20 protein-coding genes are annotated in these 21,358 nt (G+C 48.5%); 13 read left to right on the top strand and 7 right to left on the bottom strand.

Translation table 11 applies throughout. The features are described 5' to 3' along the window. Positions 1-51 precede the first annotated feature (51 nt). The 6 genes from ABV409_RS02080 to hutH all read right to left on the bottom strand — a co-directional run bounded on the left by ABV409_RS02080 (position 52) and on the right by hutH (position 10,960). Complete coding sequence (locus ABV409_RS02080; protein WP_353875883.1) at positions 52-1,647, bottom strand: RagB/SusD family nutrient uptake outer membrane protein; 1,596 nt, start codon at positions 1,645-1,647, stop codon at positions 52-54. An 11-nt stretch (positions 1,648-1,658) separates the two neighbouring features. After that, complete coding sequence (locus tag ABV409_RS02075; protein WP_353875882.1) at positions 1,659-4,709, bottom strand: SusC/RagA family TonB-linked outer membrane protein; 3,051 nt, start codon at positions 4,707-4,709, stop codon at positions 1,659-1,661. A gap of 470 nt (positions 4,710-5,179) precedes the next feature. Further along, the gene (gene hutG / locus ABV409_RS02070) at positions 5,180-6,133 is read right to left on the bottom strand and encodes a formimidoylglutamase (protein WP_353875881.1); all 954 of its coding nucleotides are present in this window, start codon (positions 6,131-6,133) and stop codon (positions 5,180-5,182) included. 4 nt (positions 6,134-6,137) lie between these two features. Beyond that, positions 6,138-8,147, bottom strand: coding sequence for a urocanate hydratase (gene hutU, locus ABV409_RS02065; protein ID WP_353875880.1), 2,010 nt, complete (start codon positions 8,145-8,147; stop codon positions 6,138-6,140). Position 8,148: 1 nt separating this feature from the next. Further along, positions 8,149-9,378 (bottom strand): imidazolonepropionase, encoded by a 1,230-nt coding sequence (gene hutI / locus ABV409_RS02060; RefSeq protein WP_353875879.1) that lies wholly within the window; start codon positions 9,376-9,378, stop codon positions 8,149-8,151. Between the two features lies 1 nt (position 9,379). Beyond that, complete coding sequence (hutH, locus tag ABV409_RS02055; protein WP_353875878.1) at positions 9,380-10,960, bottom strand: histidine ammonia-lyase; 1,581 nt, start codon at positions 10,958-10,960, stop codon at positions 9,380-9,382. An 81-nt stretch (positions 10,961-11,041) separates the two neighbouring features. On the opposite strand from hutH, the gene ABV409_RS02050 reads away from it, so the two are divergent. Both ABV409_RS02050 and ABV409_RS02045 read left to right on the top strand, forming a co-directional pair. Next, positions 11,042-11,947 (top strand): LysR family transcriptional regulator, encoded by a 906-nt coding sequence (locus tag ABV409_RS02050; RefSeq protein WP_353875877.1) that lies wholly within the window; start codon positions 11,042-11,044, stop codon positions 11,945-11,947. A 19-nt stretch (positions 11,948-11,966) separates the two neighbouring features. Further along, a complete protein-coding gene (locus ABV409_RS02045; RefSeq protein ID WP_353875876.1) occupies positions 11,967-12,521 on the top strand; it encodes a nitroreductase family protein in 555 nt (184 codons plus the stop codon). Here the strand turns inward: ABV409_RS02045 and ABV409_RS02040 are convergent. Further along, positions 12,518-13,033, bottom strand: a complete 516-nt coding sequence (locus ABV409_RS02040) for a DUF456 domain-containing protein (protein ID WP_353875875.1) — start codon at positions 13,031-13,033, stop codon at positions 12,518-12,520. The genes ABV409_RS02045 and ABV409_RS02040 overlap by 4 nt on opposite strands. 110 nt (positions 13,034-13,143) lie before the next feature. Here ABV409_RS02040 and ABV409_RS02035 point away from each other — a divergent pair, with 110 nt between their 5' ends. The 11 genes from ABV409_RS02035 to ABV409_RS01985 all read left to right on the top strand — a co-directional run bounded on the left by ABV409_RS02035 (position 13,144) and on the right by ABV409_RS01985 (position 21,350). Continuing rightward, positions 13,144-13,617: a hypothetical protein gene (locus tag ABV409_RS02035; protein WP_353875874.1), complete on the top strand. Its 474-nt coding sequence runs from the start codon at positions 13,144-13,146 to the stop codon at positions 13,615-13,617. 4 nt (positions 13,618-13,621) lie between these two features. Next, positions 13,622-14,173 (top strand): crossover junction endodeoxyribonuclease RuvC, encoded by a 552-nt coding sequence (ruvC, locus tag ABV409_RS02030; protein ID WP_353875873.1) that lies wholly within the window; start codon positions 13,622-13,624, stop codon positions 14,171-14,173. Between the two features lies 1 nt (position 14,174). Next, the gene (gene hemW, locus ABV409_RS02025) at positions 14,175-15,302 is read left to right on the top strand and encodes a radical SAM family heme chaperone HemW (RefSeq protein ID WP_353875872.1); all 1,128 of its coding nucleotides are present in this window, start codon (positions 14,175-14,177) and stop codon (positions 15,300-15,302) included. A gap of 46 nt (positions 15,303-15,348) precedes the next feature. After that, positions 15,349-16,101 carry a cyclase family protein gene (locus ABV409_RS02020; RefSeq protein WP_353875871.1) on the top strand — a complete coding sequence of 251 codons (753 nt, stop codon included), beginning with the start codon at positions 15,349-15,351 and terminating at the stop codon, positions 16,099-16,101. Next, on the top strand, positions 16,098-16,460 hold the full coding sequence (locus tag ABV409_RS02015) for a DUF4260 domain-containing protein (protein WP_353875870.1): 363 nt from the start codon (positions 16,098-16,100) through the stop codon (positions 16,458-16,460). The genes ABV409_RS02020 and ABV409_RS02015 overlap by 4 nt, the downstream gene beginning before the upstream one ends. Further along, a complete protein-coding gene (locus ABV409_RS02010; RefSeq protein ID WP_353875869.1) occupies positions 16,453-17,076 on the top strand; it encodes a DUF4230 domain-containing protein in 624 nt (207 codons plus the stop codon). The genes ABV409_RS02015 and ABV409_RS02010 overlap by 8 nt, the downstream gene beginning before the upstream one ends. Positions 17,077-17,078: 2 nt before the next feature. Further along, positions 17,079-17,477, top strand: a complete 399-nt coding sequence (locus ABV409_RS02005; RefSeq protein ID WP_353875868.1) for a Dabb family protein — start codon at positions 17,079-17,081, stop codon at positions 17,475-17,477. Then, the gene (locus tag ABV409_RS02000) at positions 17,474-17,839 is read left to right on the top strand and encodes an MmcQ/YjbR family DNA-binding protein (protein WP_353875867.1); all 366 of its coding nucleotides are present in this window, start codon (positions 17,474-17,476) and stop codon (positions 17,837-17,839) included. The genes ABV409_RS02005 and ABV409_RS02000 overlap by 4 nt, the downstream gene beginning before the upstream one ends. Before the next feature lie 140 nt (positions 17,840-17,979). Beyond that, the gene (locus ABV409_RS01995; RefSeq protein ID WP_353875866.1) at positions 17,980-18,378 is read left to right on the top strand and encodes a response regulator; all 399 of its coding nucleotides are present in this window, start codon (positions 17,980-17,982) and stop codon (positions 18,376-18,378) included. 76 nt (positions 18,379-18,454) lie between these two features. After that, a complete protein-coding gene (locus tag ABV409_RS01990) occupies positions 18,455-18,994 on the top strand; it encodes a heme NO-binding domain-containing protein (RefSeq protein ID WP_353875865.1) in 540 nt (179 codons plus the stop codon). Further along, positions 18,951-21,350 carry a PAS domain-containing sensor histidine kinase gene (locus tag ABV409_RS01985; protein ID WP_353875864.1) on the top strand — a complete coding sequence of 800 codons (2,400 nt, stop codon included), beginning with the start codon at positions 18,951-18,953 and terminating at the stop codon, positions 21,348-21,350. Before ABV409_RS01990 ends, ABV409_RS01985 begins: the two co-directional genes overlap by 44 nt. Positions 21,351-21,358: the final 8 nt, after the last annotated feature.

Raw genomic sequence — 21,358 nt, 5'->3', positions numbered from 1 at the left:
TACCGAAAAACTCAAACTTAATCAACTAATCCAAAAAATGGGGTAACGGATTTAGTACCCTGGATTTTGTTCTAACAGGGGGTTGGCTTCGATTTCAGATAGTGGAATCGGTAAAAGCTCATCCCTGCCGGGGGTAAAATTCTTAAAGGCCAAAGCCGTGGCCGCGTCATTCCAACGGATTAGGTCCGAGAAACGGTTCCAGCCTTCGGTAGCCAATTCCTTTCTTCGTTCGAGTTTCAAACTTTCCAAAGTAAGCGTTACTGCAGGTGCGGCCCCGTTATACGCCCTGTTGCGAACCATATCGAATGCCCCTTGACCGGTCATGGCGGTAGCACCTGATGCAAAAAGATTGGCTTCGGCATGCATGAGCAATACTTCGGCATAGCGGAAGACCTTTTCGTTGAGGTCATCTTGGCTAATGGTCGGAATGTTCACGTTTTGACCGATATTGTATTTACGCATGCTGGCCCGAGAGACCCATGAGTTGTCATTGACCAGCCAAAAGAAGTTGTAAATGTCCGTGCCGATCCATTGACTTTCATTGCCGTCATCACCGAACACGACCGTGCCGTCAGGATTGAAAACCAAACAACCACAGCTTTGCGGACCGTTTTCAAGAATGGATTCAGGCGTGATGAAGGTGGCATCTTTTCGGCTGTCTTCATCTTCATAAAGGGCGATCAATTCAGGCCTTGGTACACTGTTGCCGAAAGCACCGTTGTTGTTGAAGATGTAGCCGAACATTTGGTAGGAAGATGAACCTTCTGCCGCTGTCCCTACCGCTTCGAAAAACCCGTTGTTGACACCGGATAGGTAACCGATTTCAAAAATCGATTCCACGCCATATTCGTTGTCGACCGTAAAATTATTGGCAAAGGAAGTTTCCAAAGCATATTCGCCAGAAGCGATCACCGCGTTGGTCTGTTCCAAAACCTGGGCGTATTCGCCTAGCATCAAATGCACCTTGGCCAGCAAGGTTCTAGCGGCACCGGCGGTGGCCCGACCCTCTGGAGTGTCGGCACGTGCGGGTAAATTAGAAATGGCCTCGCCAAGGTCTTGTTTGACCTGTGCATAGATTTCTGCTGCCGTTGCCCGTCCGGTAAGTTCTACTTCACTGACATCGGTCGGATTTTGCGTGATCAACGGAACACCACCAAAACTCCTGACCAATTCGAAATAATAGAACGCTCGCAGGAATTTCGCTTCGGCAATGATCAGATCTTTGTTTCCGGCTTCGGAAGTTTCCAAACTTTGAATGACGTTGTTGGCCCTTGAAACCCCGGTAAACCACTTTTGCCAAAGTGCGGCCACATTGGTATTGTTCGATTGCATGAGGTTGAGGTCATCGAGAAGCAATCCGGGTTGCCAAAAAGTCGCCCATTGCGAAACCATATCATCGGCTCGGATGCCTTGCCACATGACGGGAAAGATGTGTTTTGCATTCCCTTCATTGATGCCAAGGTTTTGCCATTGCATAGGGTCATATGCCGCTGCGATGAAGGCTTCGGCAGCTTCTTCGGTCAGGCCGTCTTCACGCAGTACCGTTTCGGATCCAACATCCAAAAGGTCATCTTGATCGCAGGAAACCAAGAATAGACTTAAAGCGGCACTGCATATTATCGATGTGATGAAACTATTATTTTTCATTGCTTGTTTTTTTAAAATTGAAGGTTAAATCCTAACAACACGCTTTTCGGGGCGGGGTAGAATCCTCGGTCGATTCCAATGTCCAAGGTGTTCGCGGCGTTTTGTTGCCCTATTTCAGGATCGGCGCCATCGTAGTCGGTAAAGACCAACAAATTTTCACCGGTCAGGTAGAATCGTGCCCGTTGCAGGCCGATTTGTTGCAATACCTTTTCGGGAAGGCTATAGCCTAAGGTGATGGTACGCATTTTCAAAAAGGAACCGTCTTTGACATAAAAACTCGATACCTCACCCAGGGTGCTGCTTTCATTCACGTTTCCGAGCACGTTGATGATCCCGTTGTCCAAATAAGAGGCCGGTCTATTCGAAAAGGCGAAATCGTTCCTAACGGTGGCATCGTAGATATCATTGCCTTGTGAGCCATAAAAGAAGGTGCTGAAATCGAACCCTTTGAAATTGGCCCCAAGATTGAATCCGTATGTGAAATCGGGTAGCGGGTTGCCAATGATCTGTCGGTCGTCAGTAGTAATCGAACCATCACCGTTTAGATCTTCAAAGATCAATTCACCGTCAGCATCAGTACCCGTTGATTTGAAGCCAAAGAAGCCGCCAATCGACTCCCCTTCGAATGTCGCTGAAATCGGGCTGGCGAAGACCAAGGTGTTTCCTGAAGTCAAGGCGCTTAATCCACCTAGATCCTTTACCTCATTGTCATTGAAGGCAATGTTGAAATCCGCATTCCATCGGAACCCGTTGGCATACCGCTTGCGATAGGAAACCAAAGCTTCGAAACCACTGTTCTTGACTTCACCGACATTCTGGGCGGCCAAAGGAATTCCGATAGCCGTCGAGCCTCCGACATTCAAGAGGATGTCGTTGGTCGTGTTGGTGTAATAATCGAGGGTAATGCCCAAGGTATTATCGAATAAATTGGCATCCAACCCAATGTTCGCCTGGGTGGTCTCTTCCCATTTGATATCTTGATTGGGCAATACATTTTGATTGAGCCCCACGATGAACTGGTTGTTGATGATGCTCCCCGAATTCGCGGAGAAGGTCGCTCGATATTGATCGTCGGCAATGTTATCGACACCACTGATACCCCAACTGGCCCGTACTTTGAATAGGTCAAACGGGGAATCACCGAACCAATCTTCTTCCGATAGCACCCAACCTCCTGAGAACGATGGGAAGTATCCGGTTCTGTTACCCGGTCCGAACTTGCTGGAGGCATCGGCTCTGAGCGATGCCGAGAACAGGTATTTCTCCTTGTAGTTGTACAAGGCCCTACCAAAGTATGCCATCAATCGTTCGGTATTGCTGAAATCGGGAAAAGGAGTGATGATATTGGTCTGATCTCCGACCTGCGCGAAATTCGCATCCCCGAAATTGTTCACCAATAGGCCCTGGGCTTGTCGCGATGAGGTTTCGAACTTTCGCTCGTAAAATGAAGTACCGACGATCACTTCTAGATTGTGGTCTTCAGGTAGCGCGTCAAAACCGTAATTCAAGGTGGCATCGATCTGTGACCATCTGCTGTTGGCCAAGGTCTCATCGAGTTGGTTGGTTCCGGTCCCTAAGGATGCCAAACCATTGGGTACACTGCCTCCCCTGAAATCATAAGCTTCTTGAAAACTTTTGGTTCGGGTACGATTTTCATAATAGCTGGTACCGAGGTTGAAGGTCAAATCACTTTGGATGTCCCAAGAAGCTCCGATGTTGAAAAGTTTTATATCGGCGACATCTTCAATCGTTGAAAACTCGATCGGAATGATCGGATTGAATGGGCCGTTGATTTTCGGGATGGAGATGCCGTTGACTTCCGAAGGGCCGTTTTGGGCACTAACGTCAAACGGATTTCCCGCTTCATCGAAAACCGGGAACAACGGGAGTAATGACGCCAATTGGTTGAACGGGTTTCCGGCGCTCACCGTATCGTCGTTCTCACCGGGCAACCGTTGCCTGGTATTTTGAATGAGATTGGCGCCGATGTTCAGATTGACGTTTTTCACCACCTCCGTACTGAAATTCAAGTTCAAGGTTTTGCGATCAAATCCTGATTTTCCGGCATCCCCGCCGATCAATCCTTGCTGATCGAAAAGACTGCCCGAAACGGAGAAGTTCGATTTTTCACCTCCTCCGGCAAGGGAGACGCTCAACAGGCTTTTCGGGGCACTGGAATCGTACAGCACGTCATACCAATCGGTGTTCGGTAAGTTTGGGATGTCGGATGCGGCAATGGTATTGCCACCGACGCGGGTCTGATATTGGTTGTAATACTCGACGTACTGTGCGGTGTTCATCAAGTTCGGTGTATTGACCCGATCTTGAAAGCCGGTGTATCCATCGATGGATATCGATATCTTATCCGTATTGCGACGGCCTTTTTTGGTTTCCACCAAGAGCACGCCATTCGCGGCACGGGCTCCGTATATCGCCGAAGCGGCGGCGTCTTTTAGGGTTGAGATCGATTGGATGTCATAGGGATTCACGAAATCGATGTTGGGTACTTGGATTCCGTCCACCAGAAACAAAGGTTGTGAATTGCCCGGGGTTGCCGTACCCCGAAGCCTTATGGTCAACGGCGCCCCAGGGGCACCTGAATTCTGCACCACCACGATTCCGGGAGCGGTACCTTGTAATGCGGCTTCGGGTCGTGCCACTGGAAGGGACGCTATACGCTCTGAAGACACGGTGTTTATGGCTTGTGATACCGTTCGTTTGTTTTGGGTCTGGCCGTATCCGATGACCACGATTTCCTCCAATGCTTGGGCATCTTCGACCAAGATTACCCGAAGCGGGCTTTGACCGTTCGCTTCGACTTCTTGAGAGGCAAAACCGATATAGCTGACCACTAAAATGGCATTCGGATTGGAAACGTCAATGGAAAAATTGCCGTCAAAATCGGTCTGTGTGCCGTTGGAAGTCCCCTTCTCAACGACGGTCGCACCAGCCAAAGGGCCGGTATTGTCAGCGACATTTCCCGTGATGGTCTGTGCACTCGATACGGTGCTGTACAACACAAAGAAAAGCACAGCGATACTTCTGATCAAGTTGCTTGTCATAGTTAAAAGTTTAGTCGTTAATTATTCAGTTGGACAGGGGTCAGTTAATCCCGCTGCCGTGGAGCTAAAGGTATTTTTGAAAAGATGGGATTTTGAATTTTTTAACAACGGAAGCTCATTTTGGGCTCACCTTGCCGGGCGTAGTTCGTTGCATTGAAAAACTCCTATAAATATTTGAAAAACAATAAGTTGAAATTATTTTACTCTTGTTCGAAATGTTTTTCGAAAACGTTTGCGTAAATTTTTCGTAGAAAGGGGTCCGTACCTGTGCGAACACGGGTCATTTGCAATTCGGGAAGGGTCGTGGTCGCTCGTTAAGGACATCGAATTTGGCCAAAAAGTTTGCGTTTCGCGAATAAGCTATATCTTTGTGGCGTTGTGTTGGATTTCAATCCGATGGGTTGAGATCCGGTTGTCCCATCGAAAGATGGATACCAATGAAAGGCTTTCCTTATGGGAGGCTTTTTTTGTTAGGGGAATTCGGCATGCACGATATGGTGGATCAATGCGGCGGCAAGCCGGGCCGTCATACCATCTACATCATAATTCGGATTCATCTCGGCGATATCGAGACTGATCAATTTTCCGGAAGCGGTTATCGTTTCCAAACTTTCAAGGACCACATCGGGCGAGAACCCCATAGGTGAGGGGGCACTGACCCCAGGGGCATAGGCCGAAGCGAAACCGTCAAGATCGATGGTTACGTACACATGGTCGACCTTGTCCATAAAAGCCCGAATCCAAGTGTTGATCTCTTTGACGAATTCGATCCGAAAGGTGTTTTTTAGCACATAGGTCACGTTCAGGTCGTGGGCCGTTTCAAAAAGGTCTCGGTCGTTCGCATCTTTACGGATACCAAGGCATAGGTATTCAAAAGGTTCGTTTTCGTTGGCGATTTGAAAGAAAGGTGTGCCCGAGGTCGGACCGTCTTTATCATTGCGCAAATCGAAGTGGGCATCGAAATTGATAATGCCGATGGAGGGCCGCTTGTTTTTGGCAAGTAAATAGTTCTTGATGCCATTGTAATGGCCATAAGCCAGATCATGCCCTCCGCCCAAAAGGATGGGGAAGGTATTGTTTTCAAGTATCAGGGCCACTTTTTCAGCAAGGAGCTCTTGGGTGCCGTCCAAATCATGGTCGTCGCATACCACGGAACCCAAATCGATCAATCGCTGGTTTTCACTCAGATGGTTGGGCATTTTGCCCAACATCCGCCGGATGGCCTCCGGACCTTCGTTCGCTCCGATACGCCCTTGGTTCAAATGAACGCCTTCATCGCAGGCATACCCCAACAACCCGAATTGACGGGTCGCAGGTCTCAATTCGTCTATAGCCAGGGTTTCGACTTTCTCGTGCAGGTACAACTGCGCATCCGATTGTCGGCCTGACCAATGTTTCTTAGCGGGGGATCGATAACTTGGCATGCGACTAAAATAGCATATCCAAAACGGCATCATCCACTAAATGTGGTAAAGTGACCTGAAGTTGTGGTGTTCGGCCCATTTCGCGGGCTATCGCAAAGCGCGCCTCGCTGTTTCTGGCCCAACTACGTCGGGCAATACCATTGTTCACATCGAAAAACAACATGTTACGGAGTTTGTCTTCGGCGGCTTTGGAACCGTCCAATACCATACCGAACCCGCCATTGATGACCTCGCCCCAGCCCACGCCACCGCCGTTGTGGATCGATACCCAGGTCGCTCCCCTGAAACTGTCGCCGATAACATTTTGGATGGCCATATCGGCCGTGAACCGACTGCCATCGTAGATGTTGCTGGTTTCGCGGTAGGGGGAATCGGTTCCGCTGACATCATGATGGTCGCGCCCCAACACGATCGGGGCACTGATCGTACCACTTGCGACGGCCTTATTGAAGGCCAAGGCGATCTTGCACCGACCTTCGGCATCGGCATAAAGGATTCGGGCTTGTGAACCGACCACCAATTTGTTTTGCTCGGCATCTTCGATCCAGGTGATGTTGTCTTGCATCTGCTGTTCGATCTCTGCCGGTGCTTCTTTTTTGATCGCTTCCATAGTTTTCAGGGCGATCTGATCGGTCTTGCTGAGGTCATCAGCCTTGCCCGAGGTGCAGACCCAGCGAAACGGGCCGAAACCATAATCGAAGCACATGGGCCCTAAAATATCCTGTACATACGAAGGATACCTGAAATCCGCTCCGTTTTCAGCCATGATCTCAGCTCCGGCCCGTGACGCTTCCAAAAGAAACGCATTGCCGTAATCAAAAAAGTAGGTGCCTTTGGCCACATGTTTGTTGATGATGGCAACCTGACGGCGTAAGGAGTGTTGTACCGCTTCCTTAAAACGATCGGGATCCTCTACCATTAAGGTGTTGGCTTCGGCATAGGTCAAACCGGCAGGATAATACCCCCCGGCCCATGGGTTATGCAGCGAGGTTTGGTCTGAGCCAAGATGCACGTAGATACCCCCTTCATACAAGGCTTCCCAAACTTCAATGACGTTGCCGATATACGCCAAGGAAACCACTTCCTTGTTCGCAACCGCCAAGCGGGTCCGCTCGACCAGGGTGTCGATGTCGGTAATCAACTCATCGACCCATCCTTGTTCATGGCGTTTTTTGGCCGCATTGGGATTGACTTCAGCACAGATCGTAATGCATTTGGCAATCGTACCTGCTTTGGGCTGGGCCCCGCTCATGCCGCCAAGACCGGCAGTCAAGAAAATTTTGCCTTGAGGGGTCTCCCCGGTCTTCAAAACTTTTCGAAAAGCGTTCATTACGGTGATTGTCGTTCCGTGTACGATACCTTGGGGGCCGATGTACATATAGGAACCGGCCGTCATCTGTCCGTATTGGGTCACCCCTAATGCATTGTAGCGTTCCCAGTCGTCGGGTCTGGAGTGGTTCGGGATCATCATGCCATTGGTCACTACCACCCTTGGTGCGTTTTCGGAAGACGGGAAAAGCCCCATAGGATGTCCGGAATAGACATGCAGGGTCTGGGTGTCGGTCATTTCGGCCAAATATTTCATGGTCAGTAGGTATTGCGCCCAGTTCTGGAAAACCGCCCCATTGCCCCCATAGGTGATCAACTCGTTCGGATGCTGGGCCACGGCCGGATCCAAGTTGTTTTGGATCATCAACATGATCGCCGCCGCCTGTTGGCTTTGGGCCGGGTAGTCCGATATGGGCCGGGCGTACATGGCGTATCGCGGTTTGAATCGATGCATGTAGATGCGACCCAACTCGTTCAGTTCTTGCGCGAATTCAGGGGCCAATTCGCCATGCCAGGCTTCAGGAAAATAGCGCAGCGCATTGCGAACCGCCAGCTTTTTTTCTTCCTCCGATAAGATGGCTTTTCGCTTTGGAGCGGGGTTGCCCCCTTTGCTAGTTGCTGGAGCGGGGGGTAGGGTCGAGGGTATCCCTTGTCGTATCGCCGCTTTGAATTCGTTGCTGTCCATGTTACACTGCTTTGTTGCCGTTTTTCCAAACGGATTGGGGTTGTACTTGTCCTTGGTGGTAGGTAATCTCACGATAGTCATTGGTCGGAAAGGTGGCGAAGTCGGCTTGTTTGCCGACATCGAGTACCCCACGATCATCGAGTTTCAAGGCTGCGGCCGCCCGAAAGGTCACCCCTGCTAAAACCTCTGCATTCGATAGCTTTTGAAAGGTGCCCAAAAGACTGGCCTGGGTCAAGAGATCCCCCATGGGCGCCGACCCTGGATTATGGTCACTGGCAATTGCCAGGGCCCCTCCTTGATCGAGAATCGCACGAGCTGGTGTGAAATCGCAACCTAGCCCTAGGCTTGCCCCGGGCAAGGCCACGGAGATGACATCGCTTTTTGCCAAAAGTTCGATTTCCTTGGTGCTGCTGGCCTCCAAATGATCGGCACTTACGGCTCCGTATCGTACGGCTACCGCACTACCCCCGCTGCTGAACTGATCGGCATGTACCGTAAGGTCGAATCCTTGCCGCTGGGCCGCCTCGAAATACGGGGCGATCTGTTCTGGGGAAAAGGCACTTTCTTCGATAAAGGCATCGATACGGTTGGTCAAACCGCCGTCTTTCAAAAGGGGAAATAGTTGGTCGGCCATTAGGCTGAGGTATGCGGCCGGCGAATCCGGCCAGTCGCGTGGGACCATGTGGGCAGCCAGACAGGTCGGTACAATGTCTTGGACCGCTTTGGTGGCCGCCTTTTCGATGGCACGCAGCATTTTCAATTCCTCTTCAAGCTGCAATCCGTAGCCGCTTTTCACCTCTAGGGTGGTCACTCCATGCTGCAGATGCCTATTGCAACGGGCAAGCATATCCTTGACCAATTCGGATTCGCTCGCGGCCCGGGTCTTGGTGACCGTGTCCCAAATACCGCCACCGGCCTTCGCGATTTCCAAATAGGTTTTACCCGCATTGCGCATGGCATAGTCTTGCGCACGTGATCCCGCAAAACAAATATGGGTGTGGGCGTCGACGAAACCTGGAATACAGGTGGTATCGCCTTCGATATGTTCTAAGGAAGTTGCTTTCGACTTCAAGGATTCGAAGGTGTCAACGGCAAGGATCTTGTCCTCGGCGACCAAGATGCCTCCCTGGGGAATGATCTCCAGTTGTCCATCTTGGAGCGCCCCTTTTATCGGAAGGTTCCGAAAAGTGAGTAATTGGCTAAACGGGCCAATGAGTTTCGGTGCGTGCATATCAAAAGGTTTCAAATTCTTGTTCAAATGGGGCGTTCCATTCCATGTTGCGACGATCCATCTGTTCGGTGACCAGATCAATGATCTCGCACTTTTTGATCATGGTGATACTTTGCTCAATGTCAGTAGCGAAGATCCGATCTTTTTCGGCGAAGGCAACCTTGCTGCGAACATGCTTGTGGATCTCATCCAGTAAGACCCCTGATTTCAATGGTTTCCTGAATTCAAAGGCTTGGGCGGCAGTTAGCAATTCAATGGCCAATATCTTTTCGACATTGTCGATGACCTGAAGCGCCTTTCGACCGCTGATCGATCCCATGCTGACATGGTCTTCTTGGCCTAAGGAGGTCGGGATGCTATCGGCACTTGCCGGAAAGCAGAGGCTTTTATTCTCACTGGCCAGGGCCGCCGAGGTGTATTGCAGGATCATATAACCGGAGTTGATCCCGGTATCTTCCATCAACAGTTTAGGTACCCCGGGGCTATTGCCTTCGAGGGCCAAATAGATGCGGCGGTCTGAGATGCTTCCTAATTCGGAAGCCGCCAAGGTGGCATAATCCAATGCCATGGCCAAGGGTTGGCCATGAAAGCTACCCCCACTGATGGTCAAGGTCTCATCGATGATCACGGGGTTGTCGGTCACCGAGTTCAGCTCGATTTCCACTAGTTCCTTTAAATGGAGCCAAGCGTTTCTCGAGGCGCCGTGTACTTGCGGCATGCAGCGCAAGCTGTACGGATCCTGCACCCGATCGCAATCGATATGGTCTTCCAAAATTTCGGATTCCCGTAGCAGGGTGCGGATCCGGGATGCGACATGTTGGTTGCCTTTAAACGGTCTGAGTTCGTGTAGTTCGGTGTAAAAGGGTTTTATAGAGCCCTGTAGCCCTTCGAGCATCATGGCCCCAACGATGTCGGCATGCCGCAGGCAGTGTTGCAATTTTTCGACGACCAGAACGGCATGGGCCGCGATGAACTGGGTGCCGTTAATCAAGGCCAAGCCTTCTTTTGGTCCTAGTTGCACCGCTTTTTTACCGTGCCGTTCCAAGACTTCCTGGGTCGGCGAGATCGTGTCGCCAATTGCGACCTTACCCATCCCCAACAGGGGTAAAAAGAGGTGTGACAAAGGCGCGAGATCACCGGAAGCCCCAACCGAACCTTGAGAGGGTACGACAGGAACGATATCTTGTTCCAAATGCCATAGCATGCGCTCCAAAGTGGCCAAGCGAATACCTGAATGCCCTTTGGCCAAGGCATGTATTTTCAAGACCAACATGACTTTCGCCAATTCGGTGCTAATGGGTGTACCCACCCCGACACTGTGACTTTGAAGGATGTTCGATTGGAGGATTTCGGTCTCTTCAGACGAAATTTTCGTATTGCACAAAGGGCCGAACCCGGTGTTGATACCGTAGACCGTATCCCCTTTTTCGACGATCTTTTCGACGATGGCCGCACTCCGATTGATACGATCCCGGGTGTCTGGCGATAGTATTCCGGTGATGCCCCCTCGTGCAATGGCTAGCGCAATACTAGCTGTTAAACGGCCTTCCCCGAACCAAAAGCTGTCCGATAGCTGTTCCATGTCTTTCTTTTTTGGGAATACGTAAAGGTACTTTAGCAATTTAATAATCACCAATACTTATTTTTGTATGAATCAATAATAATGGATTATCAAATAGAACTCCGTCACTTGCGCTATTTTTTGGCCGTGGCCGAGCTTTTGCACTTTCGAAAAGCGGCTGAAAAATTGTTCATTTCCCAACCCGGATTGAGTACACAGATCCGCCAGTTGGAAGAGACCATCGGTGTGAGACTCTTCGTTCGTGACAAGAAGAAGGTGCGAATGACCCCAGCAGGGGAGCACCTGAAAAAGGAAGCGGAATTCGTGGTCAACCATCTCAACCAGACCATGCGGCAATTAAAACTCATCGAGGCCGGCGATCAGGGCGAACTCCGTATCGGATTTTTGGGATCGGCCATGCAGCAAGTGGTTCCTGAATTGTTGTTGGACCTGCAGAACAGGCATCAGGGCATCCATACCTCATTGGACGAGCTGTCGAACCGGGCCCAGGTCGATGGCATAGCCAACGACCGTTTGGATTTGGGTTTCGTTCGCCTGACCACCGTACCCAAAGGCTTGCGGATCCAACCCGTTTTCGAGGATACTTTTTCTTTGGTCTTGCCTGCCGATCATCACTGTTCCGCATCCCGATTCAAGGGCATGCAGGAAGTGGCCGAAGAAGACTTCATTTTGTTCTCCCAAGATTACAGCCCCCTATACTACGATACCGTCATCAGTATCTGTCAAGATGCGGGCTTCGCACCCAGGGTTTCGCATCAATCGGTGCATGCACAGACCATCTTCAAATTGGTAGCGAACAAATTGGGCATTGCCATCGTTCCTTCCGCTTTGCAGTTCGGTTTTCAGATGGACGTCAAATTCATCGATCTGGATACGATTCCGCAGCGCGCGGTCTTATCGATGATCTGGAAGGAAGACAACCGCAACCCGGTATTGCAACACGCCTTACGATCCTTGGAAGATGCAGCAAAGCGACGGAAAGCGTAACTTTGAAAAAAAACACCATATGATTGCGGATTTGATCAAAAAACGGCGCTCCGTTTTTCCCGTTCAATACAACGATACCCCCATTGAAAAAACTACTATTGAAACCCTATTGGAAGCGGCCAATTGGGCCCCCAACCATAAAAAGACGGAACCTTGGCGTTTCAAGGTGTTGACTGGCGATGCCAAAGGGCGTTTGGGCGATTTTCTATCGGCGAAATATGAATCCAACGATCCGAAACCCAAACAAATCAAGGTCAACAAACTCAAAGAGAACCCAAGAAAGGCCGGGGCGATCATCGCGATCTGCATGCAACGCGACCCGAATGAAAGCCTCCCCGAATGGGAAGAAATCGCGGCAACGGCAATGGCCGTACAAAACATGTGGTTGTCTTGTGCTGAAATGGACTTGGGCTGCTATTGGAGTTCACCGGGACTCGTGAAATACATGGATGAATTCTTCGATATGGCTGATGGGGAACGCTGTCTAGGGTTCCTGTACCTAGGGTATTATGACAGTCCGCTGACGGAAGCCGAAAGACGCCCCATAGCCGATAAGGTGGCTTGGTTCGATTAAGAAAAGGTGAAAAATTCAGGAAGCTTTTCAATCGCCTTCCACAAAAACAATCCGGCATAGATCAGGGTGATCAAGAACTTCAGGAAGGTTCCGGTCAAAAAGCCCAGAAAAGACCCGAAGGCTGCTTTCCATGCCCTTTTCTGATCCGTAGCGTTGTTCGAGAGTTCGCCGACCAAAGCCCCGACAAAAGGCCAGATGATGATGCCGAAGGGTCCTAGAATCGGAAAGAAAATTGCAACCAAAAGACCGATGATACTGCCCCACATCCCAGCTTTGCTGCCGCCGAATTTCTTGGTGCCTGCCGCGGGTATGACATAGTCCAAAACGGTAACGGCCAATGCCAATACCAAGGTGATGCCCAAGAACCACCAGTTTTCGGCCACCGGCTCGGTCAAATGAAGAAGGAGGAGTCCCACCCAGCTCAGGGGTGGCCCTGGCAGTACGGGAAGGAAACTTCCCAGCATGCCGATCAGCATAAGGAGAAAACCGATAAAGAGTAGGGCGATGTCCATAATCGTGATTTACCAATAGGACTAAATTACTAAGGGTTTGTTACAATGCCGCCCTAACTCGCTATGGAAATGGTAAAATGTCGTAATTTCAGCCCATACAATGGGTGGTTATGCGGCAGATCATGCTCTTGTTCCTAATGATATCCTTGGCGTCTTGCGGCTTGTTCCAATCTAAAGAAGATCAAATCGCAAAGAATGTAAATGCCGTATTAGACGGGGTGGACTGGAATGATATCGACGGTTATCCCTTATTCGAAGAATGCGAACCAAGTGCCCCGAAAATCGAACAGCGCGAATGTTTTGCGACACAACTTCATAAAAGACTGCAGGCCATCATCCATAAAAAAGTTTACGAAGTGGATGCCCCGATCAATGATACTTTACTTGTAAGCATCATGGTAGATGAAGATGGGTTTATCTTCGTCCAGCAGATCAGTGAAAACAAGCACATTGAAGCATTGATTCCAGGCTTTTCGGAAGATGTTAGGACGAAGTTCAGGGATTCTACCGTAATACCCGCGCATAAGGGTGGGACGGATGTGAAAATACGCCTGAGCCTTCCAATAATTTTAAATACCCAGTAAGCAATTGGCTACTGAAAAAATCATACTCGGCGTCGACCCCGGAACGACCATCATGGGTTTCGGATTGATCAAAGTGGTCAATAAAAAGATGCATTTCGTGCAGATGAACGAATTGCACCTCAAGAAATACGAAGACCCTTATACCAAATTGAAATTGATCTTCGATCGTACGGTCGAACTTATCGATACCTTCCATCCGGACGAAATGGCCATCGAAGCACCCTTTTTCGGTAAGAACGTGCAATCGATGTTGAAGCTGGGGCGGGCCCAAGGCGTGGCCATGGCCGCCGCCCTCTCGCGGCAAGTGCCCATCACCGAATACCTCCCTAAAAAAATCAAAATGGCGATTACCGGAAACGGTAATGCAAGCAAAGAACAAGTGGCCAAAATGCTACAAGGAGTACTCAATTTAAAGACGCTGCCCAAAAACCTGGATAGTACCGATGGCTTGGCCGCTGCCGTATGCCATTTCTACAATGCGGGCAGGATCGATGTCGGAACCAGCTATTCGGGCTGGGAAGCTTTCGTCAAACAAAATCCAAAAAAGATCGGGTAAGATGGCCGGTATCTACCTCCACATCCCGTTCTGCAAGCAGGCATGCCATTACTGTGACTTTCATTTCTCGACCAACCTGAAGAAAAAGCAGGACTTGTTGACGGCCATGGAGCAGGAAATCGCCATGCGAAGAGACGAACTCGACCAAGCAGCAGTCGAAACGGTGTATTTTGGAGGGGGCACCCCTTCCATACTCAGTACAGAGGAGATCGAACGCCTGTTGGCCAAGGTCAACGAATACCACCCTCTTGCTCCTGGGGCTGAAATCACCCTAGAGGCCAATCCTGATGATCTCGACTTAGGAAAGATCGAGCAATTGGCCGATAGTCCGATCAATCGGTTGAGTATCGGCATCCAGTCTTTTTTCGATACCGATCTGAAATTGATGCATCGCGCCCATAATGCCAATGAGGCCAAAACCTGTTTGGAGCAGGTCAGTCGCTTTTTCGAGAACAACTCGATCGATCTGATTTATGGGATTCCCGGGGCGGATGATGCCCAATGGCTTGACAATATCGAAATGGCCCTGGCTTTCGGAATGCCCCATATCTCCAGTTATGCCTTGACCGTTGAACCCAAGACCGCCCTCAAAACATTCATTGACAAAGGGGTGGTACCCGATGTCGATGATGAACAGGCCCATCGTCAGTTCCATTTGATGGTCGACCGTCTTGAAAAAGAAGGCTATGTCCATTATGAGTTGTCGAACTTTGGCAAACCGGGTTTTTTCTCAAAGAACAACTCGGCCTATTGGCAAGGCAAACCGTATTTGGGTATTGGTCCTTCGGCCCATTCTTTTGACGGCCAACGAAGGGCATGGAACCTTCGCAATAATCCGACATACGTCAAAAAAATTCAAGCAGGGGAACTGCCATTGACCTATGAAACCCTCTCTACAGCGGACCGCTACAACGAATATGTGATGACCGGTCTTCGTACCATATGGGGGGTTTCAAGCGATATGGTAATATCACGTTTCGGACAGAGCTACGCACAACACCTCGAAGTCACCGCAAAACGTCATATTGCCGAAGGACTCCTTTTTTGGGATGGTGATGTGTTGCATGTGACCAAAAAAGGGAAGTTCTTGGCCGATGGTCTCGCAAGCGACCTGTTTAAGTTGAATTAGTTTCGATAATATTGAGTAAATTTTCACGAAGAATAAGACCGTTTTATTGCAGGCCTCCATCACATACCGTTCGAAGAAGTATACCATCGACCTGAATAACCCTTTGGATATATCGATTCCGATGCGGCACGGGTCTGAAAACGTGAACGCTTGGTACGTCGACGCCCCAAGTATCGAACCCCATCGCAACGGGGATTTCATCGGTAGCGTTTCACAGGGCAGTAGTACCAATTTCAACGACATCCGCTTTAATCCACATGCCCATGTGACCCATACCGAGTGTTTGGGTCATATCACTGAAGGGTTCCATTCGATCAATACCGGCTTGCAGCGCTATTTCTGGTTGGCCGAATTGATTACGGTGGCCCCTGAGAAACAAGCATCTGATTTCGTGATTTCGAAGAAACAACTACAATATGCTTTAGGGAATAGGAAAAGGGAGGCGGTCATTATCCGTACCATCCCCAATCTTCCCGATAAGAAAACCAGGCAATACGCACATAGCAATCCGCCCTACCTTTTAAAAGATGCCGCAGTTTGGTTGCGTGAAAAAGGGGTCGAACACTTATTGGTCGATTTGCCTTCGGTAGACAAGGAAAAGGACGGTGGCGCCCTATTGGCCCATAAGGCGTTCTGGAATACGGAAGGTACCGCCCGAACAAACGCGACCATCACCGAATTCATCTTTGCCGACAATGCCATCGAAGACGGCACCTATGTATTGAACTTACAGACGGCTCCTTTTGAGAACGATGCGACCCCCTCGCGCCCCATATTGTACAAACCACTGCACTTATGAAAACCTTGATCCGTTTAGAAGAACTCATGCTGTTGGCGCTGGGCTTTGTACTGTTTTTGGATACCGATTTGGACTGGTGGTGGTTTTTGGTGTTGCTCTTAACGCCTGATATCGGCATGCTGGGGTATGTAGCGGGCAACAAAGCTGGTGCCTTTTGTTACAATGTGTTCCACCATAGGGGGCTTGCCATACTCCTTTATATTGTCGGGAAGTATCTGTTGCAGGTTGAGGTGTTTGAGGTTATCGGTATTATCCTATTCTCACATGCCGCTATGGATCGTATCTTTGGATACGGACTCAAATACGAAAAAGGGTTTACCTTCACCCACCTTGGGAAAATAGGCAAAGGACATGGATAGTTTGGTCGAAGCATTTTTGGGAATTATACTCGGGGCCATAGTGACGTATTGGACCATTGGCCTATTTCGGAAGAAAAGGGGCAAGGCGCGCACCAAGCACCAATCCCAAGTCTTGCTAGACCGTATTCGAAGCGTATGCAAACTGGTATCGGTCGAGGGTGATTTCGCCGAAATCTATCGGTATGAAGACAATAAGGAAGGCTTCTTACAATTATGGAACAGTACCAAAAAAGCCTTGGTGGTCATCAAGGCCAAGGCCCAAATCGGATATGACCTTAAAAAAGTGAAGTTACAAGCCGATGAAGCCGGCAAGCGGATCATACTTACCGATTTTCCGGATCCCGAGATCCTATCGATTGAGCCCGACCTACAATTCTACGATATCAAGAACGGTTGGTTCAACTCGTTTTCGCCTGATGACCTCACCCAATTGAACCAAAACTCGATCGAGCATATCAAGCAGATGATCCCGGAAAGTGGATTGATGGAAACGGCTAAGAAAGAAGCCTTACAAGCCGTACTTTTGATCGAGAAGATCGTAGAGACCATCGGGTGGCAATTGGATTATTCGGCCATCGAGATTTCTGAGACGGACCAACAGTTTTTAAACCAATGAACATGAGATTACTTTGTACTTCAATTTTCACCTTATTATTAATGACGAGTGCCATGGCCCAAACCGACCCGGCATCTGAATTCGATGCCTCTTTCGTGCATTCGGTCTATTTCTGGCTGAAGCACCCCGATAGCAAAGCGGATCGAGCCGCTTTCGAAAAATCATTGCGAACGTTTCTTGATAACTCGGAATTCGCGAAAACCGATTTTATAGGCACACCGCCCAAAGCGACGCGTGAGGTGGTCGACGGATCCTTTACCTACAACCTGATCGTCACCTTTGCTTCGGCAGCCGACCAAGAAGGCTACCAAAAAGAGGCGGCCCATTTGAAGTTCATTGAAGAGAGCCAGCATCTTTGGACCAAGGTCATCGTTTATGACGCTATCGGGACCGAGCGATGAACGTTGAGGAATTCAGGGACTATTGTTTGCGGAAACAGGCTGTGACCGAATCGTTTCCTTTCGATGAGCATACCTTGGTCTTTAAAGTCATGAACAAGATGTTCGCCTTGGTAGCCCTTGAGCGTATGCCCCCCCAAGCCAATTTGAAGTGTGACCCCGAGCGGGCGTTGGAATTAAGGGAGGAATACGATGGAACCGTCATACCAGGCTATCACATGAGCAAAAAGCATTGGAATACGATTATGTTAGAACAGCTCGAGCCACGAATGATCTGCGAACTGATCGATCATTCCTATGAGTTGGTGGTTTCGAAACTTCCAAAGAAAGAGCGTTTGAAACTCGAAGGGGAAAATCCAGGGTAAGCTACAATTGTAAGAAAAAAATTGCTAATTTCATCGATATCTTTTTACCGTTCACCGAAGGTAAATGACCATTCGTCCCCCCGCACGGTTTTATGTCGTCACTTTGACGGACTTTTGTATAATGAAATAAATGTCTAGTCGTGGATGTATTGTTTATAGAGGATGATATGATCGAATCAATGAAATTGCAACGTGCGATTTCGAAGTTTCAATCAAAACACAAAATTATCGAAGCCAAAAATGGGGAAGAGGCCTTATCGATTTTGAAAGGTGGTAAGCTGCCCGATATTATCCTTTTGGATTTGAACATGCCCCGTATGAGTGGTATCGAATTTCTGACCGTATTAAAGGGGGATCCAAAATTGAAATACCTGCCTACGATTATTTTGACCACATCTGAAAATCGTGCCGATTTACTTAAATGTTTTGAAATCGGAATCGCTGGGTATATCATAAAGCCCTTAAAATATGAGGATTACGAAAACAAATTAAAACGTGTTTTCGAATATTGGGAAATCAGCGAACTCATCAGAGCCTAACGAAAAAGGCGATTTCACAACATATTTTTTAAGTAAAGTAGTACAATTCCTACTTTTAAATCGTAATATTCTTATTATGAAAGGAATTGTATTTACTGAGTTTCTGGATATGGTCGAGTCCACCTTCGGACTTGCAATGGTAGACACCATAATTGAAAAAGCCGACCTTCCTTCAGAAGGTGCTTATACGGCCGTAGGAACCTATGACTTTAATGAAATGGTGCAATTGCTCACCAATTTGAGCAAGGAGACCCAATTGGAAGCCAATGATTTGTTGTTCTCCTTTGGGAACTATCTCTTTGGTGGGTTGTTGAAATCGCATCCTGAAGTGGTCGAAAGCTATACGAACCCACTTGGGTTGTTATATTCCATTGAAGACCACATCCACATCCATGTAAAGAAACTCTATCCCGACGCCGAATTACCGACATTTAAGATCTTGGAGAAAACCAATGATCGCCTGGTCATGATCTACACCTCGACCAGGGGTCTTTATGCCTTGGCGCATGGATTGATCGAAAAAACATTTGAACATTTTAAGGAAAAAGTGGAAGTCGTTTACGAACTATTGAATGAGCAAGGAACCGAAGTCAAATTCACCGTTGTCCAAGGCTGATAAAACCGAGATCGAGCTGTTGCAACGGGCCCTTGTTCGAGAGAAACGGGCCCGCCAAGCTGCAGAACGCCTTTTGGAAAGCAAGTCGAAAGAGCTATACGATGCTTCGTTGCACCTCAAAGAGGCCAACGGGCGTTTGGAGTCCTTGTTGACCAAAGAGGGCTCTCGTATCGATGGGGCATTCGTCAATATCATCGACCCTTATGTGGTGATGGACATGACCACCAAAGTGGTCAATATGAATGCGAGCGCCAAAGAGTTTTTGGGGTATGACAATACCAAGGAAGAACTCGTTTTATCGAATCTGGTCCACGAAGATTATCTTGAATACACAGCAGAGTCTTTTAAGACCCTGTTACAGATTGGGGTGTTGAAAAACTACCTGGCCAAAATCAGGACCAAAAACCATGGGGAACGCTATGTCAATATCAACGCTAGTCTGATTTATAATGAGAGTGGGTCGCCCATAGCGGCGCAAGGCGTGATTCGCGACGTGACCCGTGAAATCGAGATCAAGCAACTGCTCGAAGATCAAAAACAGCAACAAGACATCATTGTTGAAAATTCGTCTTTAGGGATTCTTTTGATCGTTAAAGACAAGATCGTCAAGGCAAACAAAACCTTTACCGAGCTGCTAGGGTATTCGGAAAGCGAACTGAAAAAACTTTCGATCAATGATATTTCGACCATTGAAGACATCTCGCTTTACCAAGATATGATCGAGGAGAACGAACGCGGGGAGGCCGATAAATTCGCCTTGGTCCGAAAGTTCCAAAAGAAAAGTAAAGAAACCCTGTACGGCAAGACCTCGGTCAGCACGGTACGGAACAAGAAAGGGGAAATCGATTACAAGGTCGCCATGATCGAAGACATCACCAGCGATAAGATATCGGAAGAGCGGCTTAGGGCTTCCGAAGAACGACTGGCCACCTTGATCAGCAACCTGCAGACGGGAATCCTACTGGAAGATGAGAACCGTAAAATGGTCTTGACCAACCAAAAGTTCTGTGACCTCTTCCATATTCCGATCCAACCACAAAAACTAAAAGGGGTCAATTGTCAAAAGCAATTGTTGAAATACAAAGACCATTTCGAAAACCCAGATCATCTGATAAAGCGCATCGATCACATTTTGCGTAAAAAGGAATTGGTCTTATCGGATGAGTTGGAGCTTGCCGATGGCCGCACCTTTGAAAGGGACTACATCCCCCTGTTCGTCGACGATGTCTACAAAGGCCATTTATGGAGCTATAACGACGTCACCTTTAGAAAGAACTATCGTCGCAATCTGGAAATCCAAAAAGAAAAGTACAGCAGCATTATCAATAATATGAATTTGGGCTTGGTCGAGATCAATGCCGACGAAGAGATTTTAATGGTGAACAACCGCTATGCCGAGATGATCGAGTTGCCAGATGACAGTTTGATCGGTAAGAACGTCCTTCAAGTCATGAATTTGGACGATACCAACACCAAGCACATCAAATCACAATTCGAGAAAAGGAGAAAAGGCAAGTCCGATTCTTATGAGGTCGAGGTTACCCTACGATCGGGTAAGACCAAGCATTGGTTGATCAGTGCCGCACCACGTTATGATGATAGTGGTAAAGTCATCGGCTCGATCGGAGTGCATTTGGATATCACCTCGCAAAAGCTGCTTGAACTTCAAAAACAAAAATTATTGAACGAGTTGGAGGCCAGTAACAAAGGGCTACAAGAATACGCCCATGTGGTATCGCACGATTTGAAATCCCCTTTGCGTTCCGTTAGCGCTTTGGCAAGCTGGTTGTACGATGATTACAAAGACAAATTGGATGAGAACGGCCGATATAACCTGCAAATGATGCTCGAAAAGGTAGAGGGGATGGATAAGCTCATCGACGGGATCTTGAAGTATTCAACGGTCAACAGCGATACTTTGGAAGATACCGATGTCGATGTGAACCAAGTCATCAAGGAAATCGAAGAGATCATCTACATGCCGGATCATGTGAGCATCAAGGTGGTGAATCAACTGCCCATCATTCAAGCAGATCAGACGAAGATCCATCAACTGTTCCAGAACTTTTTGAGCAATGCGGTGGTCAACATTGATAAGGAAGTCGGTTTGGTTGAAATCGCTAGTGAAGAGACCAAGACCCACTGGCAATTCAGTATCAAAGACAATGGGGTGGGCATCCCCAAAGAATACCATGAGAAAATATTCAAGATTTTCCAATCGATTGGTAACAACGAACGCTCTACGGGTATCGGATTATCGATTGTGAAGAAGATCATCGATCGATATGAAGGCAAGGTATGGCTCGATAGTGAAATCGGGGTCGGAACCACCTTTTATTTTACCATCAAAAAATAAACAGCAAT

The organism is Flagellimonas algarum (assembly GCF_040513375.1).
GTDB lineage: Bacteria > Bacteroidota > Bacteroidia > Flavobacteriales > Flavobacteriaceae > Flagellimonas_B > Flagellimonas_B algarum.
This window is presented reverse-complemented; position numbering and strand designations above follow the sequence as displayed.

Excerpts from the sequence above, each read along its gene's own strand:
- ABV409_RS01985 (WP_353875864.1), top strand. The coding sequence starts at position 18,951 with ATGAGCAAGGAACCGAAGTCAAATTCACCGTTGTCCAAGGCTGATAAA.
- hemW (WP_353875872.1), top strand. The coding sequence starts at position 14,175 with ATGGCCGGTATCTACCTCCACATCCCGTTCTGCAAGCAGGCATGCCAT.
- hutH (WP_353875878.1), bottom strand. The coding sequence starts at position 10,960 with ATGGAACAGCTATCGGACAGCTTTTGGTTCGGGGAAGGCCGTTTAACA.
- ABV409_RS01990 (WP_353875865.1), top strand. The coding sequence starts at position 18,455 with ATGAAAGGAATTGTATTTACTGAGTTTCTGGATATGGTCGAGTCCACC.
- hutG (WP_353875881.1), bottom strand. The coding sequence starts at position 6,133 with ATGCCAAGTTATCGATCCCCCGCTAAGAAACATTGGTCAGGCCGACAA.
- ABV409_RS02035 (WP_353875874.1), top strand. The coding sequence starts at position 13,144 with ATGCGGCAGATCATGCTCTTGTTCCTAATGATATCCTTGGCGTCTTGC.
- ABV409_RS02075 (WP_353875882.1), bottom strand. The coding sequence starts at position 4,709 with ATGACAAGCAACTTGATCAGAAGTATCGCTGTGCTTTTCTTTGTGTTG.
- ABV409_RS02045 (WP_353875876.1), top strand. The coding sequence starts at position 11,967 with ATGATTGCGGATTTGATCAAAAAACGGCGCTCCGTTTTTCCCGTTCAA.
- ABV409_RS02005 (WP_353875868.1), top strand. The coding sequence starts at position 17,079 with ATGAGATTACTTTGTACTTCAATTTTCACCTTATTATTAATGACGAGT.
- ABV409_RS02010 (WP_353875869.1), top strand. The coding sequence starts at position 16,453 with ATGGATAGTTTGGTCGAAGCATTTTTGGGAATTATACTCGGGGCCATA.
- ABV409_RS02050 (WP_353875877.1), top strand. The coding sequence starts at position 11,042 with ATGGATTATCAAATAGAACTCCGTCACTTGCGCTATTTTTTGGCCGTG.
- ABV409_RS02000 (WP_353875867.1), top strand. The coding sequence starts at position 17,474 with ATGAACGTTGAGGAATTCAGGGACTATTGTTTGCGGAAACAGGCTGTG.
- ABV409_RS02040 (WP_353875875.1), bottom strand. The coding sequence starts at position 13,033 with ATGGACATCGCCCTACTCTTTATCGGTTTTCTCCTTATGCTGATCGGC.
- hutI (WP_353875879.1), bottom strand. The coding sequence starts at position 9,378 with ATGCACGCACCGAAACTCATTGGCCCGTTTAGCCAATTACTCACTTTT.
- ABV409_RS02080 (WP_353875883.1), bottom strand. The coding sequence starts at position 1,647 with ATGAAAAATAATAGTTTCATCACATCGATAATATGCAGTGCCGCTTTA.
- hutU (WP_353875880.1), bottom strand. The coding sequence starts at position 8,147 with ATGGACAGCAACGAATTCAAAGCGGCGATACGACAAGGGATACCCTCG.
- ABV409_RS02015 (WP_353875870.1), top strand. The coding sequence starts at position 16,098 with ATGAAAACCTTGATCCGTTTAGAAGAACTCATGCTGTTGGCGCTGGGC.